This window comes from Nocardioides cavernae, from assembly GCF_016907475.1.
Taxonomy (GTDB): domain Bacteria; phylum Actinomycetota; class Actinomycetes; order Propionibacteriales; family Nocardioidaceae; genus Nocardioides; species Nocardioides cavernae.
In genome coordinates, this window is sequence record NZ_JAFBCA010000001.1 from 4,526,152 (window position 1) to 4,541,958 (window position 15,807).

At 68.9% G+C, this 15,807-nt stretch carries 22 protein-coding genes; 6 read left to right on the forward strand and 16 right to left on the reverse strand.

Annotation, left to right across the window (positions count from 1 at the left end; translation table 11 throughout):
- From rplX to rpsJ, 13 genes are all read right to left on the reverse strand, one after another.
- A complete protein-coding gene (gene rplX, locus JOD65_RS21315) occupies positions 1-342 on the reverse strand; it encodes a 50S ribosomal protein L24 (RefSeq protein WP_191194629.1) in 342 nt (113 codons plus the stop codon).
- Positions 343-357: 15 nt separating this feature from the next.
- Complete coding sequence (gene rplN, locus JOD65_RS21320; RefSeq protein WP_056887123.1) at positions 358-726, reverse strand: 50S ribosomal protein L14; 369 nt, start codon at positions 724-726, stop codon at positions 358-360.
- A 103-nt stretch (positions 727-829) separates the two neighbouring features.
- Positions 830-1,114, reverse strand: a complete 285-nt coding sequence (gene rpsQ / locus JOD65_RS21325; protein WP_191194628.1) for a 30S ribosomal protein S17 — start codon at positions 1,112-1,114, stop codon at positions 830-832.
- Complete coding sequence (gene rpmC / locus JOD65_RS21330) at positions 1,111-1,353, reverse strand: 50S ribosomal protein L29 (protein ID WP_204811325.1); 243 nt, start codon at positions 1,351-1,353, stop codon at positions 1,111-1,113. Before rpmC ends, rpsQ begins: the two co-directional genes overlap by 4 nt.
- Positions 1,353-1,772 (reverse strand): 50S ribosomal protein L16, encoded by a 420-nt coding sequence (gene rplP, locus JOD65_RS21335; protein WP_129426329.1) that lies wholly within the window; start codon positions 1,770-1,772, stop codon positions 1,353-1,355. The genes rpmC and rplP overlap by 1 nt, the downstream gene beginning before the upstream one ends.
- 4 nt (positions 1,773-1,776) lie before the next feature.
- Positions 1,777-2,595: a 30S ribosomal protein S3 gene (gene rpsC / locus JOD65_RS21340; protein WP_191194627.1), complete on the reverse strand. Its 819-nt coding sequence runs from the start codon at positions 2,593-2,595 to the stop codon at positions 1,777-1,779.
- Positions 2,595-3,044, reverse strand: coding sequence for a 50S ribosomal protein L22 (rplV, locus tag JOD65_RS21345; protein ID WP_191194626.1), 450 nt, complete (start codon positions 3,042-3,044; stop codon positions 2,595-2,597). Before rplV ends, rpsC begins: the two co-directional genes overlap by 1 nt.
- Positions 3,041-3,322 (reverse strand): 30S ribosomal protein S19, encoded by a 282-nt coding sequence (rpsS, locus tag JOD65_RS21350; protein WP_056906592.1) that lies wholly within the window; start codon positions 3,320-3,322, stop codon positions 3,041-3,043. The genes rplV and rpsS overlap by 4 nt, the downstream gene beginning before the upstream one ends.
- A gap of 5 nt (positions 3,323-3,327) precedes the next feature.
- Entirely contained in the window at positions 3,328-4,164 is an 837-nt protein-coding gene (gene rplB, locus JOD65_RS21355; RefSeq protein WP_129453376.1) for a 50S ribosomal protein L2, read from the reverse strand.
- A gap of 24 nt (positions 4,165-4,188) precedes the next feature.
- Positions 4,189-4,494 carry a 50S ribosomal protein L23 gene (gene rplW / locus JOD65_RS21360; RefSeq protein ID WP_091198294.1) on the reverse strand — a complete coding sequence of 102 codons (306 nt, stop codon included), beginning with the start codon at positions 4,492-4,494 and terminating at the stop codon, positions 4,189-4,191.
- Positions 4,491-5,357, reverse strand: coding sequence for a 50S ribosomal protein L4, sunset domain variant (rplD, locus tag JOD65_RS21365; RefSeq protein WP_191194625.1), 867 nt, complete (start codon positions 5,355-5,357; stop codon positions 4,491-4,493). Before rplD ends, rplW begins: the two co-directional genes overlap by 4 nt.
- Before the next feature lie 2 nt (positions 5,358-5,359).
- Entirely contained in the window at positions 5,360-6,025 is a 666-nt protein-coding gene (gene rplC / locus JOD65_RS21370; protein ID WP_191194624.1) for a 50S ribosomal protein L3, read from the reverse strand.
- A gap of 8 nt (positions 6,026-6,033) precedes the next feature.
- The gene (rpsJ, locus tag JOD65_RS21375) at positions 6,034-6,342 is read right to left on the reverse strand and encodes a 30S ribosomal protein S10 (RefSeq protein WP_008360994.1); all 309 of its coding nucleotides are present in this window, start codon (positions 6,340-6,342) and stop codon (positions 6,034-6,036) included.
- Positions 6,343-6,843: 501 nt separating this feature from the next.
- Between rpsJ and JOD65_RS21380 the strand changes: the two genes are divergently transcribed.
- Positions 6,844-7,248 carry a hypothetical protein gene (locus JOD65_RS21380; RefSeq protein WP_191194623.1) on the forward strand — a complete coding sequence of 135 codons (405 nt, stop codon included), beginning with the start codon at positions 6,844-6,846 and terminating at the stop codon, positions 7,246-7,248.
- Here JOD65_RS21380 and trmB read toward each other — a convergent pair.
- Genes trmB through JOD65_RS21395 form a run of 3 tightly spaced genes read right to left on the reverse strand, consistent with a single transcriptional unit; the run spans position 7,224 to position 9,853 of the window.
- Complete coding sequence (trmB, locus tag JOD65_RS21385; protein ID WP_307821318.1) at positions 7,224-7,955, reverse strand: tRNA (guanine(46)-N(7))-methyltransferase TrmB; 732 nt, start codon at positions 7,953-7,955, stop codon at positions 7,224-7,226. The two genes, JOD65_RS21380 and trmB, sit on opposite strands and share 25 nt — an antisense overlap.
- A gap of 51 nt (positions 7,956-8,006) precedes the next feature.
- On the reverse strand, positions 8,007-9,398 hold the full coding sequence (locus JOD65_RS21390) for an aspartate aminotransferase family protein (RefSeq protein WP_191194622.1): 1,392 nt from the start codon (positions 9,396-9,398) through the stop codon (positions 8,007-8,009).
- Entirely contained in the window at positions 9,395-9,853 is a 459-nt protein-coding gene (locus JOD65_RS21395) for an Lrp/AsnC family transcriptional regulator (RefSeq protein ID WP_191194621.1), read from the reverse strand. The genes JOD65_RS21390 and JOD65_RS21395 overlap by 4 nt, the downstream gene beginning before the upstream one ends.
- 193 nt (positions 9,854-10,046) lie before the next feature.
- On the opposite strand from JOD65_RS21395, the gene JOD65_RS21400 reads away from it, so the two are divergent.
- The 5 genes from JOD65_RS21400 (at position 10,047) to JOD65_RS21420 (ending at position 15,804) form a co-directional block, all read left to right on the forward strand.
- Positions 10,047-11,492: a gamma-aminobutyraldehyde dehydrogenase gene (locus tag JOD65_RS21400; RefSeq protein ID WP_191194620.1), complete on the forward strand. Its 1,446-nt coding sequence runs from the start codon at positions 10,047-10,049 to the stop codon at positions 11,490-11,492.
- A gap of 70 nt (positions 11,493-11,562) precedes the next feature.
- Entirely contained in the window at positions 11,563-12,816 is a 1,254-nt protein-coding gene (locus JOD65_RS21405) for an ABC transporter substrate-binding protein (protein ID WP_191194619.1), read from the forward strand.
- 1 nt (position 12,817) lies between these two features.
- Complete coding sequence (locus JOD65_RS21410; protein ID WP_191194618.1) at positions 12,818-13,921, forward strand: ABC transporter ATP-binding protein; 1,104 nt, start codon at positions 12,818-12,820, stop codon at positions 13,919-13,921.
- A gap of 67 nt (positions 13,922-13,988) precedes the next feature.
- Positions 13,989-14,906 carry an ABC transporter permease gene (locus tag JOD65_RS21415; protein WP_191194617.1) on the forward strand — a complete coding sequence of 306 codons (918 nt, stop codon included), beginning with the start codon at positions 13,989-13,991 and terminating at the stop codon, positions 14,904-14,906.
- Between the two features lies 1 nt (position 14,907).
- Positions 14,908-15,804 carry an ABC transporter permease gene (locus tag JOD65_RS21420; RefSeq protein WP_191194616.1) on the forward strand — a complete coding sequence of 299 codons (897 nt, stop codon included), beginning with the start codon at positions 14,908-14,910 and terminating at the stop codon, positions 15,802-15,804.
- The last annotated feature ends 3 nt before the right edge of the window (positions 15,805-15,807 follow it).

Below are 15,807 nucleotides of genomic sequence, written 5' to 3' on the forward strand. Positions count from 1 at the left end.
TCAGATCTCCTTGCCGGACTTGCGGGACACGCGGACGGACCGGGTCGCGGAGTAGGTCGAGCCGTCGGGACGGCGCTTGCTGACCTCGTCGCGGCGGAAGCCGACACGCGTGACGCCGTCACCCTCGACGAGCATCACGTTGGAGACGTGGATGGGCGCCTCGCGGGTGATGATGCCGCCGGTGGTGTTGGTCTGCTGAACGGACTTGGTGTGGCGCTTGACGAGGTTGACACCCTCGACGATCACGCGGTCCTCCTCGCGGAGCACCGAGATGACCTTGCCCTGGGCACCCTTGTCCTTGCCAGCGATCACCTTGACGGTGTCGCCCTTCTTGATGTTCATGTCCTTACCCATCTCTCACAGCACCTCGGGGGCGAGCGAGATGATCTTCATGAAGCGCTTCTCGCGCAGCTCGCGGCCGACGGGGCCGAAGATGCGCGTGCCACGGGGCTCACCGTCGTTCTTGAGGATGACGGCGGCGTTCTCGTCGAAGCGGATGTAGGAACCGTCGGCGCGGCGACGCTCCTTGACGGTGCGTACGATCACGGCCTTGACGACGTCGCCCTTCTTGACGTTGCCACCGGGGATCGCGTCCTTGACGGTGGCGACGATGACGTCACCGATGCCGGCGTAGCGACGCCCAGAGCCACCGAGAACACGGATGCAGAGGATCTCCTTCGCACCGGTGTTGTCGGCGACCTTGAGTCGCGACTCCTGCTGGATCATTGATTTCTCCTGGTTGTCGAGCTGGTTCTCGCCCCCTCAGCGGGGAGCGAGCCTGGCCGAACTGATATGTGGAAACTTGTGCTCGAGGCCGGTGGGCCTCAGGTCACTTGGCCTTCTCCAGCACCTCGACGAGGCGCCAGCGCTTGGTTGCCGACAACGGGCGGGTCTCCATGATGAGGACCCGGTCGCCGATGCCGCACTGGTTGGTCTCGTCGTGCGCCTTCAGGCGCGACGTCTTGCGCAGGACCTTGCCGTAGAGGGCGTGCTTCACGCGGTCCTCGACGGCGACGACGATGGTCTTGTCCATCTTGTCGCTGACGACGAGGCCCTCGCGGACCTTGCGCTGGTTGCGCTCGTCGGTCGACTGGGTCGCAGTGTTCTCGCTCATGCCTTCGCCTCTTCGTTGGTGCCCGGGGTGGTGCGGATACCGAGCTCGCGCTCGCGGACCACGGTGTAGATGCGGGCGATGTCCTTCTTGACCACGCGCAGGCGGCCGTTGCTCTCCAGCTGGCCGGTCGCGGCCTGGAACCGGAGGTTGAACAGCTCCTCCTTGGCCTCGCGCAGCTTGGCCTCGAGGGCGGGTGCGTCGAGCTCGTCGAGCTCGTGGGCGTTCAGCTTGGTAGCCATCAGAATTCACCGGCCTCACGGGAGATGAACCGGCACTTCATGGGGAGCTTGTGCATCGCGCGGCGCATGGCCTCGCGAGCAGTCACCTCGTCCACACCGGAGAGTTCGAACATGACGCGGCCGGGCTTGACGTTGGCAACCCACCACTCGGGGGAGCCCTTGCCGGAACCCATGCGGGTCTCGGCCGGCTTCTTGGTCAGCGGACGGTCCGGGTAGATGTTGATCCAGACCTTGCCGCCACGCTTGATGTGGCGGGTCATGGCGATACGGGCCGACTCGATCTGACGGTTGGTCACGTAGTGACCCTCGATCGCCTGGATGCCGAAGTCACCGAAGGCCAGCGTGGTGCCACCCTTGGCAGCGCCACGACGCTTGGGGTGGTGCTGCTTGCGGTGCTTGACGCGACGGGGCATCAACATGAGGTCAGGCCTCCTGTCCGGTGCTCGGTGCAGCCTCGGCAGCCGGGGCCGCAGAGGTCTCAGCGGTGCCCTCGGCGCGAGGAGCGCGGTCGCCGCGCGAGCCACGGCTCGGGCGCTCGCCGCCACGGGTGTTGGGACGACCGCCGCGACCGGGGGCACCGGCGCGGGCGGCCTGCTGGGCCTGGCGCTCGGCACGGGTGCCGGCGACCTCGCCCTTGTAGATCCAGACCTTCACGCCGATGCGGCCGAAGGTGGTCTTGGCCTCGTAGAAGCCGTAGTCGATGTCGGCCCGGAGGGTGTGCAGGGGCACGCGGCCCTCGCGGTAGAACTCCGTGCGCGACATCTCGGCACCGTTGAGGCGACCCGAGCACTGGATCCGGATGCCCTTGGCACCGGAGCGCATCGAGGTCTGCATGGCCTTGCGCATGGCACGGCGGAACTGCACGCGGCCGGCGAGCTGCTCGGCGACACCCTGGGCGACCAGCTGTGCGTCGATCTCGGGCTGCTTGACCTCGAGGATGTTGAGCTGGACCTGCTTGCCGGTGAGCTTCTCGAGCTCGCCGCGGATGCGGTCCGCCTCGGCGCCGCGGCGGCCGATGACGATGCCGGGACGCGCGGTGTGGATGTCCACACGGACGCGGTCACGCGTGCGCTCGATCTCGACCTTGGAGATGCCGGCCCGCTCCATGCCCTTGGAGAGCAGCTTGCGGATGGCGACGTCCTCACCGACGTACGACTTGTAGAGCTTGTCGGCGTACCAACGGCTCTTGTGGTCGGTGGAGATGCCCAGCCGGAACCCGTTCGGGTTGATCTTCTGGCCCATCAGGCACCCTTTCCGTTCTTCGAGGCGCGGGCCTTCTTGCCCGGCGCGGTGAGCACGTCAGCCGGCTGCACCGCGAGGGTGATGTGGCTCGTGCGCTTGTTGATGCGGGTCGCCCGACCCTGGGCACGCGGACGCCAACGCTTCATCGTCGGGCCCTCGTCGACCATCGCGACGGAGAGGACCAGGTCGGCCCGGTTGAGGCCCTCGGTCGTCTCGGCGTTGGCGACGGCGCTCTCCAGCACCTTGTAGACGGTCTCGGAGGCGGCCTGCGGCGCGAACTGCAGCAGGGTCAGGGCCTCGTCAACCTGGAGGCCGCGGACCATGTCGACGACACGGCGGGCCTTCATCGGGGTGATCCGCACGTAGCGTGCGCTCGCGTACGCGCCCGGCTGGTCGCCGAGCAGCGTGGTGCGGCGCGCACTGGTGCGGCTGCGCTCGGTGGTGCTCATCGACGGCGTCCCTTCCGGTCTTCCTTGACGTGCCCGCGGTAGGTGCGGGTGGGGGCGAACTCCCCGAGCTTGTGGCCGACCATGGAGTCGGTCACGAAGACCGGGACGTGCTTGCGACCGTCGTGCACGGCGATGGTGTGGCCGATCATGTCGGGCACGATCATCGACCGGCGCGACCAGGTCTTGATGACGTTGTGGCTGCCCTTCTCGTTCTCGGCGTCCACCTTCTTCTGAAGGTGGCCGTCGACGAAGGGGCCCTTCTTGAGGCTGCGAGGCATGTCGGTTACTTCCTACCCTTGCCGGACTTGCGACGACGGATGATCTGGGAGTCGCTGGCCTTGCGCTTGCGCGTGCGGCCCTCGGGCTTGCCCCAGGGGGAGACGGGGTGGCGACCACCGGACGTCTTGCCCTCACCACCACCGTGCGGGTGGTCGACCGGGTTCATGACGACACCGCGGACGGTCGGGCGGACGCCCTTCCACCGCATGCGGCCGGCCTTGCCCCAGTTGATGTTCGACTGCTCGGCGTTGCCGACCTCGCCGATCGTGGCGCGGCAGCGCACGTCCACGAAGCGCATCTCGCCCGAGGGCATGCGCAGCGTGGCGCGGCTGCCCTCGCGGGCGACCAACTGGGCCGAGTTGCCGGCCGAGCGGGCGATCTTCGCGCCGCCGCCCGGACGCAGCTCCACGCAGTGGATGGTCGTACCGACCGGGATGTTGCGCAGCGGCAGGTTGTTGCCGGGCTTGATGTCGGCGTTGGGGCCGGACTCCACCGCGGTGCCCTGGGTCAGACCCTTGGGGGCGACGATGTAGCGCTTCTCGCCGTCGGCGTAGTGCAGCAGCGCGATGCGCGCGGTGCGGTTGGGGTCGTACTCGATGTGAGCGACCTTCGCCGGGACGCCGTCCTTGTCGTAGCGACGGAAGTCGATGATGCGGTAGGCGCGCTTGTGACCGCCACCCTTGTGCCGGGTGGTGATGCGGCCCTGGTTGTTGCGGCCACCGTTCTTCGGCAGCGGGCGCGTCAGCGACTTCTCGGGCGTCGACCGGGTGATCTCGACGAAGTCGGCCACCGACGAGCCACGACGGCCCGGGGTGGTCGGCTTGTACTTGCGGATAGCCATATCAGTTCCTAGTCAGGAGCCCGGTCAGGAGACCGGACCTCCGAAGATGTCGATGCGGTGACCCTCGGCGAGGCTGACGATCGCGCGCTTGGTGTTGGGACGCTTGCCCAGGCCGTACTTGGTGCGGCGCGTCTTGCCCTGGCGGTTGATCGTGTTGACCGAGGTGACCTTGACGTCGAAGACCTTCTCGACGGCGATCTTGATCTCGGTCTTGTTCGCGTCCGGGTGGACGATGAAGGTGTACTTGTTGGCGTCGAGCAGGCCGTAGCTCTTCTCCGACACGACCGGGGCGATCAGGACGTCGCGGTGGTCCTTGTGCAGGGTGCTCACTTGTCGCTCTCCTTCTCGTCGGCGCGGGTCAGGCCAGCGGCCTCGGCGTCCTCGGTGGACTTGAACCAGAAGTCGCCACCGGAGACGTCGTAGGCGGCGTCGCCCTCGACGAGGTAGGTGCCGGACTCCAGGCCCTGGACGTCGTAGCCCTTGGGGTTCTTGCCGCTCTTGAGCGGGGCCTTCGCACCGGCCGGCAGGGCCGGCTCGTCGGTGGCCTGCTCGGAGGCGGGCGCAGCAGCCGACTCGGTCTTCGCGGCCGGAGCAGCGGAGGCGCCACCCACGAAGACGTCGTAGGCACCCTTGGTGAAGACCACGTCGTCAGCGTTGAGCACGTCGTAGGTGTTGAGCTGGTCGACGGCGACGATGTGGACCTCGGGCGCGTTGCGCAGCGAGAGCCAGGTGATCGCGTCGGAACGCTCGAGCACCACGAGGTAGCCCACGCGGTCGGTCAGCGAGACCAGCGCGGCCAGCGCGGCCTTGGTGGAGGGCTTGTCGCCCGACACCAGGGCGTCGACCACGTGGACGCGGTCGTTGCGGGCCCGGTCGGAGAGGGCACCGCGCAGGGCGGCGGCCTTCATCTTCTTGGGGGTGCGCTGGTCGTAGCTGCGCGGCTGCGGGCCGTGGACGATGCCACCGCCGGCGAACTGCGGCGCGCGGGTCGAGCCCTGGCGGGCGCGTCCGGTGCCCTTCTGCTTGTAGGGCTTGCGTCCACCACCGCGGACCTCGCCGCGACGCTTGGTGGAGTGCGTGCCCTGACGCGCAGCGGCCTGCTGGGCCACGACGACCTGGTGGATCAGGGGAATGTTGACCTCGACGTCGAAGATCTCGGCGGGGAGGTCGACCTTGACGGTCTCGACAGCCATGCTCAGGCCTCCTGCGTCTTCTTGGCGGCCGAACGAAGGACGACGAGACCGTTCTTGGGGCCGGGAATGGCGCCCTTGATCAGGATCAGGCCCTTGTCGGCGTCGACGGCGTGCACCGTCAGGTTCTGGGTGGTCACCGTGTCGTTGCCCATGCGGCCCGCCATGCGGGTGCCCTTGAACACGCGACCCGGGGTGGCGCAGGCGCCGATGGAGCCCGGCTTGCGGTGGTTGCGGTGCGCGCCGTGCGAGGCGGAGACACCGTGGAAGCCGTGACGCTTCATGACACCGGCGAAGCCCTTGCCCTTGCTGGTGCCGGTGACGTCGATCTCCTCGCCTGCGGCGAAGGTCTCGACGGTCAGCTCCTGGCCCACGGTGTAGGCGGCAGCGTCAGCGGTGCGGATCTCCACCACGTGGCGGCGGGGGGTGACCCCGGCCTTGGCGAAGTGACCGGCGTCGGGCGAGTTGACCTTGCGGGCCTCGATCTCGCCGAAGCCGACCTGGATGGCGTTGTAGCCGTCCACCTCGGGCTGGCGGATCTGGGTGACCACGTTGGTGCTCGCGGCGATCACGGTCACGGGGACGACCTTGTTGTTCTCGTCCCAGAGCTGGGTCATGCCGAGCTTGGTGCCCAGCAGGCCCTTCACGTTGCGTTCGAAAGTCTTAGCCATGTCGCGCCTCAGAGCTTGATCTCGATGTCGACACCGGCAGGCAGGTCGAGACGCATCAGCGAGTCGACGGTCTTCGGCGTCGGGTCGATGATGTCGATCAGACGCTTGTGCGTCCGCATCTCGAAGTGCTCGCGGGAGTCCTTGTACTTGTGGGGCGAACGGATGACGCAGTACACGTTCTTCTCGGTCGGCAGCGGCACAGGGCCGGCGACCTTCGCACCCGTACGGGTGACGGTGTCCACGATCTTCCGCGCCGAGGTGTCGATCACCTCGTGGTCATAGGCCTTGAGCCTGATGCGGATCTTCTGTCCCGCCATAGGTCCCTGTCCTCTTCGATCTCGTACGCCTGGTCTGGTTTCGGCTCCCGGCCCCTGGTGGGCGAGCGCCGCCTGTCTCTCCTCCACCCTCCGACCCCCGCGGTCGGGCGTGTCGCGCTCCCAACTGGAAAAAAGTTGGCCTCGTGACACGACCCCGGGAGGGTCGGTGTAGCTCTGGGTGGCACCCGACGGTTGTCGGATCTGGTCGAGTCTCCGATCACCATGTGATCCGGTGCGGTGCACGCAGACGACTGGCTCGATCAAAGGAGACGCGATTCAGAAGTCAAGGTGTGCCGCACCCCGGCGACCCGCCGGAGCAACCGGAACATCTTGACAGACTCCGCACGCCCACGCCAAATCGCAATGGCGGTGGTGCCGGTGGCCCGCTCCCGATGTCCCGGGGGGAGCCACCACCCTACGCTCCGGGCCGCGTGGACGGAGCATCGGAGTCGCTCGGGCGGGACCCTTGCCTCGCCCCCCGAGCCGACCTACCGTCGGAAGATGACCGGCCCGGTCGCGCTCGTCCTCACGCTGGTGCTGGGTGCCGCAGCGGCCCTCGCCGTGTTCCAGGCCGAGATCGGCCGGGCGTTCCGCCGGGTGCGGACGCACCTCTCCCCTCCCCCGCCCGAGCCGTCGACCCCGGCGATCGAGGAGCTCGCGGCCGCCCTGCGACGCGTGCGGCGGCAGGTGCTGGCGCCGGCTCCCGGGACGCCGATGGCGCGCCGACGCGGGACCGCGGCGGCGTACGACGACCTGCTCGGCCAGGCGGCACGCGCGCTCGGGGTTCCGGACCTGCTCACCGACCTGCGCGAGGGCACCGACCGCGAGGCCGAGCGGCTGCGGCTCGAGCACCTTCTGCGCGAGGCGGGCCTGGTGCTCGATCAGCCCTGGTCGGACCGGCGGTAGCAGAAGTCGACGATGTCGCGGTCGACGTCGCGGCCCTTGCGCTCGAACCGGGTCACCGGTCGCTCGTCCCACCGCTCCACGGGGCCGCCCTCCAGGGTCGGCTCGGCGTCGAGGACCTCGCGCATCTGGTCGGCGTAGTCAGCCCAGTCGGTGGCCAGCCGCCAGGCGCCGCCCGGCACCAGCCGCGACGAGGCGAGCGCGGCGTTGGCCGGGTTGACCAGCCGCCGCTTGCGGTGCTTGGTCTTGCGCCACGGGTCGGGGAAGAAGGTCCACAGCTCGGCGACGCTGGCCGGGCCGAGCAGGTTCTCCAGGGTCCAGACGGCGTCGACGGAGCAGAACCGCACGTTGTCGGCCCCCGCCTCGGCCACGCGCCACAGCGAGTCGGCGATGCCGGGGAGCCACACCTCCAGGGCGAGCACGTTGTGGTCGGGGCGCGCGGCAGCCAGCACCGCGGTCGCCTCGCCGATGCCCGGGCCGATCTCGACGATCAGCGGCGCCTCGCGGCCGAACCACTCCGCGAGGGCGAAGCCGGGCCGGTCGACGGCCTCCTCGGGGATCACCCAGTCGGCGTGGTGGGCGGCCCACGACTCCGCCTGTCGCGGCGTGAACCGGTTGCCCCGCCGCGAGTAGGTGAGCACCTCTCGCATCCGGCGTCCGTCCGCGGTCAGCTTGTGGTGCGGGCGGGCGGGGCGTACGACGTCGTTCACGGGCCCATCCTCCCCGCTCCCCCGGGTCGGACGCACATCAGCGCGTGCGGGTCAGAGGTGCTCGAGCGCCCCGGTCAGCACCGAGCGCAACCGCTGCTCGATGTCGTCGAACTCCGGCTGGCCGATGATGAGGGGCGGGGCGAGCTGGATGACGGGGTCGCCGCGGTCGTCGGCGCGGCAGTAGAGACCGGCCTCCCAGAGCGCGCCGGAGAGGTAGCCGCGCAGGAGCCGCTCCGACTCGGCGTCGTCGAACGTCTCCTTGGTCTCGCGGTCCTTGACCAGCTCGATGCCGTAGAAGTAGCCGTGGCCGCGAACGTCGCCGACGATCGGGATGTCGAGGAGCTTCTCAAGGGTCGCCCGGAACGCCGGGGCGTTCTGCTGGACGTGGTCGATGAGGCCCTCGCGCTCGAAGATGTCGAGGTTGGCCAGCGCCACCGCCGAGGAGACCGGGTGTCCGCCGAAGGTGTAGCCGTGGGCGTAGGCCGTCGTGCCCGACCTGAACGGCTCGAACAGCCGGTCGCTGGCGATCATCGCGCCGATCGGCGAGTAGCCGGAGGTCATGCCCTTGGCGCAGGTGATGATGTCGGGCTGGTAGCCGAACTCGGCCGCGCCGAACATCTCCCCCACGCGCCCGAAGGCACAGATGACCTCGTCGGAGACGAGCAGGACGTCGTACTCGTCGCAGATCTCGCGGACCCGCTCGAAGTAGCCGGGCGGCGGCGGGAAGCAGCCGCCGGCGTTCTGCACCGGCTCGAGGAAGACGGCGGCGACGGTGTCGGGGCCCTCGAACTCGATCGCCTCGGCGATGCGGTCCGCGGCCCACCGGCCGAAGGCCTTCTCGTCGTCGCCGATGAACTCCGGACGGCGGTAGAAGTTGGTGTTGGGGACCTTGTGGGCTCCCGGCACGAGCGGCTCGAACATCTCCTTCAGCGGCGGGATGCCGGTGATGGACAGCGCACCCTGCGGGGTGCCGTGGTAGGCCACGGCGCGGGAGATGACCTTGTGCTTGTTGGGCTTGCCGGTGAGCTTGAAGTACTGCTTGGCCAGCTTCCACGCGGACTCGACGGCCTCGCCGCCGCCGGTGGTGAAGAAGACGCGGTTCAGGTCGCCCGGCGCCATCGCGGCGATGCGGTCGGCGAGCTCGACGGCGCGCGGGTGCGCGAAGGACCAGAGCGGGAAGAAGGCCAGCTCCTTGGCCTGCCTCGCGGCCGCCTCGGCCAGCTCCTCGCGACCGTGGCCGACCTGGACGACGAACAGGCCGGCCAGCCCGTCGATGTACTCGCGGCCGTGGCTGTCCCAGATCCGGTGGCCCTCGCCCTTGACGATCAGCGGCATCTCGCCGCCGTTCTCGTAGGTCGAGTGCCGCGTGAAGTGCAACCAGAGGTGGTCGCGCCCGGCGGCCTGGTAGTCGAAGGACTCGTCGTAGGACGGGTGGAGGCTCATCTCGTTCCCCAGTTGTAGTGCTGCTTGTTGAGCTTGAGGTAGACGAAGGTCTCCGAGGAGACCACGCCCTCGAGCTCGCGGACCTGACGGATGACGTCGAGCAGGTGCGGATCGTCCTCGCACACCACCTCGACGAGGAGGTCGAAGCTGCCGGCGGTGGTGACCACGTAGTCGACCTCCGGCACCTCGGCCAGTCGGTCGCCCACCTTCATCGGGTCGCCCTCGGTGCGGACGCCGATCATGGCCTGGCGGGTGAAGCCGACCTGGGTGGGATCGGTGACCGCGACGACCTGCATCACCTCGGAGTCGAGCAGCTTCTGGACCCTCGCCCGGGCGGCCGCCTCCGAGAGGCCGACCGCCTTGGCGATCGCGGCGTAGGAGATCCGGCCGTCCTCCTGGAGCAGCTCGATGATGCGCTTGGCGGTCGCGTCCAGGCGGACCTGACCGTCACCCATGCTCGTGCCCCCTGCGCTCGCTCATGGCGCCATCGTGGACGGGACACCGGCCGTTCGCAAGTCACCGAGCGTGGAATCCGCATTTCAGGACTGTTAATTCCGCGATTCCCGCACAATCTTCGGCAACAAGTATGGCGATTGCGGGCCGACCCGTCCTAGTCTCCCCTCACCGCACCCGACCGGGAGGACCTCCGTGACCAGCCCACGCACGCTGCGCAACTTCATCGGTGGCACGTACGTCGACGGCAGCGCCGGCGCGACGAGCGACGTCGTCGACCCGACGACCGGCCAGGTGGTCGCCCAGGCGCCCGTCAGCGGGGCGGAGGAGGTGGACGCGGCCTACGAGGCGGCCGACCGGGCCTTCGGCGAGTGGGGACGTACGACGCCCAGCGAGCGCCAGCAGGCGCTGCTGAAGATCGCCGACGCGATCGAGGCCAACGCCGAGGAGCTGATCTCCCTCGAGTCGGCCAACACCGGCAAGATCAAGGCGCTCACCGCGAGCGAGGAGATCCCGCCGATGGTGGACCAGCTCCGGTTCTTCGCCGGGGCGGCTCGCGTGCTGGAGGGCAAGGCGGCGGGCGAGTACCTGGCGGGCCACACGTCGTGGATCCGCCGCGAGCCGATCGGCGTCGTCGGCCAGGTGACGCCGTGGAACTACCCGCTGCTGATGGCGGTGTGGAAGATCGGCCCGGCCCTCGCCGCCGGCAACACCGTCGTCCTCAAGCCCAGCGACACCACCCCCGAGAGCACGCTGCGGCTTGCCGAGCTCGCCTCGGAGTTCCTCCCGGCCGGGACCCTCAACGTCGTCACCGGCGACCGCGAGACCGGCCGCCTCCTCGTCGAGCACCCGACGCCCGGGCTCGTCGCGATCACCGGCTCGGTCCGCGCCGGCGCCGAGGTCGCGGCCAGTGCCGCCCCGCAGGTCAAGCGGGTGCACCTCGAGCTGGGCGGCAAGGCGCCGGTCGTGGTCTTCGACGACGCAGACATCGAGGCCGCGGTCGAGGGCATCGCGATCGCCGGCTACTTCAACGCCGGCCAGGACTGCACGGCCGCCACCCGCGTCCTGGTCGCCCCCGGCATCCACGACGACTTCGTGGCCGCGCTCGCGGACTACGCGAGGGGCTCGGCGCCGGTGGGCCTGCCCGACGACGAGGACGCCCTCTTCGGCCCCGTCAACAACGCCACGCAGCTGGCCCGGGTGAGCCGGTTCATCGAGGACCTGCCGTCCCACGCGACCGTGTCAGCGGGCGGCAACCGTCGTACGGACCTCGGCGACGGCTACTTCCTCGAGCCCACCGTCCTGTCCGGCCTGCGTCAGGACGACGAGGCGATCCAGAACGAGATCTTCGGCCCCGTCATCACGGTCCAGCGCTTCACCGAGGAGGAGGAGGCGCTCCGCTGGGCCAACGGCGTCGACTACGGCCTCGCGTCGTCGGTGTGGACCAAGGACTTCGGCCGGGCGATGCGGATGTCGAAGGCGCTCGACTTCGGCTGCGTGTGGATCAACACGCACATCCCGCTCGTCGCGGAGATGCCGCACGGCGGCTACAAGAAGTCCGGCTACGGCAAGGACCTCTCGATGTACGGCTTCGAGGACTACACGCGCATCAAGCACGTCATGGCCAACATCGAGGGTTGAACGGCTAGCGCAGGATGACCAGTACCACCACACCAGCACGGCTCGGGGGCGAACCGGAGGAGATGCACCGATGACACCCTTCCCGCGCCGGGGACGGCGCCCCCTGTCCCCGCCGGCCGCGGCGCTGACCGCGGCTGCCTCAGGCGGGCTCAGTCGCCGAGCGCTGCTCGGCACCGGTGTCGCGGCGGGCGCCGGTCTGGCGCTCACCGGGTGCGCCCCGCCCGAGCCACCGGCGGCCGGAGGCATCGCCGCCCTCGACCTGCCCACCGACGTCTCCGACAAGGAGAAGATCCTCAAGTGGGCCAACTGGACGGCGTACCTCGACATGAACGGCAAGGAGACGAGCTCGCCGACGCTCGAGGCCTTCATGGAGCAGACCGGCATCGAGGTCGACTACTTCGAGGAGATCGACGACAACGACTCCTACTACGCCAAGGTCGGGCCCCAGCTGCGCGCCGGCCAGAGCATCGACCGTGACATCTTCACCTTCACCGACTGGATGGCGGCGCGCGTGATCCGCGACCAGCTCTGTCAGCCGCTGGAGCTGATCCAGATGCCCAACGTGGTCAACAACCTCCTCCAGCCCCTCAAGGACGTGTCCTTCGATCCCGGCCGGCTCCACTCGATCACCTGGCAGAGCGGCTTCGCGGGCATCGGCTACAACAAGGAGAAGGTCGGTCGCGAGCTCAAGTCGCTCGACGACCTGTGGACCGACGACCTCAAGGGCCGCATCGTGGTGCTCTCCGAGTATCGCGACACCGCCGGGCTGGTCATGCAGTCGCAGGGCGTCGACATCAGCAGCGACTGGGGCCAGGCGGAGTTCGAGGCCGCCCTCGACTTCATCGAGCAGAAGATCGACGAGGGCTACATCCGCAAGGTGAAGGGCAACTCCTACATGGAGGACCTCACCAGCGGCAACGCGGTCGCCGGCATCACGTGGAGCGGCGACATCTTCGTCCTCGCCGCCGACACCGAGGACCCCAACTGGACCTTCACCATCCCCGAGTCCGGCGGAACCCTGTGGTCGGACAACCTGATGGTCCCGATCACCTCCACCCACCGCAGCAACGCCCAGAAGCTGATGGACTACTACTACGACCCGGCTGTGGCGGCCCAGGTCGCCGCGTGGGTCAACTACGTCTGTCCCGTCGACGGCGCCCAGGCGGAGATGGAGAAGGTCGATCCCGACCTGGCCGAGAGCCCGTTCATCTTCCCGACCGCGGACTACATCGAGGAGCACAACATCCAGTCCTTCCGGGTGCTCGACGCGGACGAGGACATCCTGTACGCCGACCTCTGGTCCACGAAGGTGATGGGGAACTGACATGGCTGGATTCCGCGAGGCGCGCGGCGACCTCCGGCTCGAGGGCGTCACCAAGTCCTTCGGCGACTTCACCGCGGTCGACGACATCGACCTGCACGTCCCCCGGGGCTCCTTCTTCGCCCTGCTCGGCCCGTCGGGCTGCGGCAAGACCACCACCCTGCGGATGATCGCCGGGCTGGAGCAGCCCACTGCGGGGCGGGTGACGATCGGTGACACCGACCTCACCGGCTCGCGGCCCTACGAGCGGCCGGTCAACACGGTGTTCCAGTCCTACGCGCTGTTCCCGCACCTGACGATCCGCGACAACGTGGCCTTCGGTCCCAAGCGGCGCAAGGCGGCCGACGCCGCCGAGCGCGCCGACGACGCGATGGAGCTGGTGCAGATGAGCCAGTTCGCCGATCGCAAGCCGGCGCAGCTCTCGGGCGGCCAGCAGCAGCGCGTCGCCCTGGCCCGGGCGTTGGTCAACCACCCCGAGGTGCTGCTCCTCGACGAGCCCCTCGGCGCGCTCGACCTCAAGTTGCGCCGCGAGATGCAGGTCGAGCTCAAGCGCATCCAGAGCGAGGTCGGGCTCACGTTCATCCACGTCACCCACGACCAGGAGGAGGCCATGACCATGGCCGACACCGTCGCGGTGATGCACAAGGGACAGATCGAGCAGCTCGGCGCACCGGAGGAGCTCTACGACCTGCCGCGCACGCGGTTCGTCGCCAACTTCCTCGGCCAGGCCAACACCGGCGCCGGCAGCATCAAGGACGTCGACGGCGACCACCTCGTGTGCGACGTGCTCGGCACCCCGGTGAAGATCCTCAAGACCCGCTCGCAGGTGCACGAGGGTGAGGTGCTGTTCGGCGTACGTCCCGAGAAGGTGACGGTCTCGCGCACCCGGCCCGAGGGCGCCGGCAACGACGTCAAGGGCGTGGTGCGCGACGTGTCCTTCCTCGGCGTCGCCACCAGCTACCTCGTCGACATGCCGAGCGGCACCACGTGGAGCTGCTACGAGCAGAACCTCGACGTCGAGCCGCTCGACCTGCGACCCGGTGACGAGGTCTGGCTGACCTGGAACCCCGGGCACGCGTTCGGTGTGCCCGCGGAGGCCCCCGCATGAACACCCCAAGCCGTTCTGCGGCTCCCCCGCTGCGCTCCTCCGACGCACAACGCCCCGGGGACCCCGCATGAGCGCGCTCGCCCAGGTGACCGGCGACCCGGACCTGGATCCCGCGCCCGCACCCGCGGCACCCGTGGCCAAGCAGCGGTCCTGGACGGCCTACCTGCTGATGCTGCCGGGCGTGCTGTGGCTCGGCGTCTTCTTCCTCCTGCCGCTGGTGCAGCTCGCGTCGGTGAGCCTGCAGAGCCGCTACCCCGGCTTCCCGGGCTACTACTACCGCGACCTCAACTTCTCCAACTACGCCAGCGCCCTCACCGACTACGCCCCGCACTTCGCCCGGTCGTTCCTCTACGCCGGCCTGGCCACCTTGCTGGCGTTCGCGGTGGCCTACCCGCTGGCGTACGCCATGGCGTTCAAGGCCGGGAGGTGGCGCAACCTGATGATGATCTGCGTCATCGCGCCGTTCTTCACCTCCTTCATCCTGCGCACGTTCGCGTGGTCGCAGATCCTCGCCGACGAGGGGTGGGTGGCGAGCGTCCTCAACTTCCTGCACGTGCTCCCCAACGGGCACATCATCAACACCCCCATCGCGGTGGTCGCGGGCCTCACCTACAACTTCCTGCCGTTCATGGTGCTGCCCATCTACGCCTCGCTCGAACGCGCCGACCCGCGCGTCATCGAGGCCGGCGGCGACCTCTACGCCAACGGGTTCACGACCTTCCGGACCGTCACGCTCCCGATCTCGATGCCGGGGGTCCTGGCCGGGACGCTTCTCACCTTCATCCCGGCAGCGGGCGACTTCGTCAACATGGAGCTCCTCGGCCCCCAGCGCGGCAAGATGATCGGCAACGTCATCAACGACCAGTTCCTCGCCGTCCCGGGCGGCTACCCGGTGGCGGCGGCGCTGTCCTTCACCCTGATGGCCGCGATCCTCGTCCTGGTCTTCCTCTACGTCCGCCGCTTCGGCACCGAGGAGCTGGTGTGAGATGACCACGACGACGCGTCCGACCCCACCAGCGACCCCGCCTGCGCCCACGAGCTCGCCCACGGCCTACCGGCCGTCCGCCGGCAAGCGCGCCCAGGTCTGGCTGGCCAACCACTTCGCGATGATCAGCGCGATCCTGGTGCTCCTCTACCTCTTCCTCCCGGTCGCCTACACGTTCGCCTTCTCGTTCAACGACCACGGCAAGACCAACATCGTGTGGCAGGGCTTCACGTGGGAGCACTGGCAGGACCCCTGCGGCGTGCAGGGCGTGTGCGAGTCGCTGGTCACCTCGCTGGAGGTCGGCGTGATCTCCACGGTCGTGGCCACGGTCCTCGGCACGCTGATGGCGCTGGCGATGGTCCGCTACCGGTTCCGGGGCAAGGCGGCCAGCAACGTGCTGATCTTCGTGCCGATGGCCACGCCGGAGATCGTCATGGGCGCCGCGCTGCTGACGATCTTCGTGCAGGGCTTCGCCAACATCGGGATCAACCTCGGCTTCGGCACCATCGTCTTCTCGCACATCATGTTCTGCGTGAGCTTCGTGGTCGTCACGGTCAGGGCTCGCATCCAGTCCCTCGACCCACGGATCGAGGAGGCCGCCCAGGACCTCTACGCGAGCCCGATGCAGACCTTCTGGAAGGTGACCTTCCCGCTGATCCTGCCCGGCATCGCCGGCGCGGCGATGCTCGCCTTCTCGCTGTCCTTCGACGACTTCATCATCACCAACTTCGTCTCCGGCAACGAGTCGACGTTCCCCAAGTTCGTCTACGTCGCCTCGCGGCGCGGCATCCCCGCCGAGGCCAACGTCATCGGCTTCTCGATGTTCGTGATCGCCGTCCTGCTCGTCGTGGGCGCGCAGGTCGTGAGCTCGCTGCGGGCCTCGAAGTACAAGACCTGACCC

What these genes read in the sequence shown, in the direction of transcription:
- rpsC (WP_191194627.1), bottom strand. Translation starts at nt 2,595, where the DNA reads ATGGGCCAGAAGATCAACCCGAACGGGTTCCGGCTGGGCATCTCCACC.
- rplN (WP_056887123.1), bottom strand. Translation starts at nt 726, where the DNA reads ATGATCCAGCAGGAGTCGCGACTCAAGGTCGCCGACAACACCGGTGCG.
- rplP (WP_129426329.1), bottom strand. Translation starts at nt 1,772, where the DNA reads ATGTTGATGCCCCGTCGCGTCAAGCACCGCAAGCAGCACCACCCCAAG.
- rpsJ (WP_008360994.1), bottom strand. Translation starts at nt 6,342, where the DNA reads ATGGCGGGACAGAAGATCCGCATCAGGCTCAAGGCCTATGACCACGAG.
- JOD65_RS21415 (WP_191194617.1), top strand. Translation starts at nt 13,989, where the DNA reads ATGAGCGCGCTCGCCCAGGTGACCGGCGACCCGGACCTGGATCCCGCG.
- JOD65_RS21410 (WP_191194618.1), top strand. Translation starts at nt 12,818, where the DNA reads ATGGCTGGATTCCGCGAGGCGCGCGGCGACCTCCGGCTCGAGGGCGTC.
- rplX (WP_191194629.1), bottom strand. Translation starts at nt 342, where the DNA reads ATGAACATCAAGAAGGGCGACACCGTCAAGGTGATCGCTGGCAAGGAC.
- JOD65_RS21395 (WP_191194621.1), bottom strand. Translation starts at nt 9,853, where the DNA reads ATGGGTGACGGTCAGGTCCGCCTGGACGCGACCGCCAAGCGCATCATC.
- rplV (WP_191194626.1), bottom strand. Translation starts at nt 3,044, where the DNA reads ATGAGCACCACCGAGCGCAGCCGCACCAGTGCGCGCCGCACCACGCTG.
- JOD65_RS21380 (WP_191194623.1), top strand. Translation starts at nt 6,844, where the DNA reads ATGACCGGCCCGGTCGCGCTCGTCCTCACGCTGGTGCTGGGTGCCGCA.
- rpsQ (WP_191194628.1), bottom strand. Translation starts at nt 1,114, where the DNA reads ATGAGCGAGAACACTGCGACCCAGTCGACCGACGAGCGCAACCAGCGC.
- rplC (WP_191194624.1), bottom strand. Translation starts at nt 6,025, where the DNA reads ATGGCTAAGACTTTCGAACGCAACGTGAAGGGCCTGCTGGGCACCAAG.
- JOD65_RS21390 (WP_191194622.1), bottom strand. Translation starts at nt 9,398, where the DNA reads ATGAGCCTCCACCCGTCCTACGACGAGTCCTTCGACTACCAGGCCGCC.
- rpsS (WP_056906592.1), bottom strand. Translation starts at nt 3,322, where the DNA reads ATGCCTCGCAGCCTCAAGAAGGGCCCCTTCGTCGACGGCCACCTTCAG.
- JOD65_RS21405 (WP_191194619.1), top strand. Translation starts at nt 11,563, where the DNA reads ATGACACCCTTCCCGCGCCGGGGACGGCGCCCCCTGTCCCCGCCGGCC.
- rpmC (WP_204811325.1), bottom strand. Translation starts at nt 1,353, where the DNA reads ATGGCTACCAAGCTGAACGCCCACGAGCTCGACGAGCTCGACGCACCC.
- rplB (WP_129453376.1), bottom strand. Translation starts at nt 4,164, where the DNA reads ATGGCTATCCGCAAGTACAAGCCGACCACCCCGGGCCGTCGTGGCTCG.
- JOD65_RS21420 (WP_191194616.1), top strand. Translation starts at nt 14,908, where the DNA reads ATGACCACGACGACGCGTCCGACCCCACCAGCGACCCCGCCTGCGCCC.
- rplD (WP_191194625.1), bottom strand. Translation starts at nt 5,357, where the DNA reads ATGGCTGTCGAGACCGTCAAGGTCGACCTCCCCGCCGAGATCTTCGAC.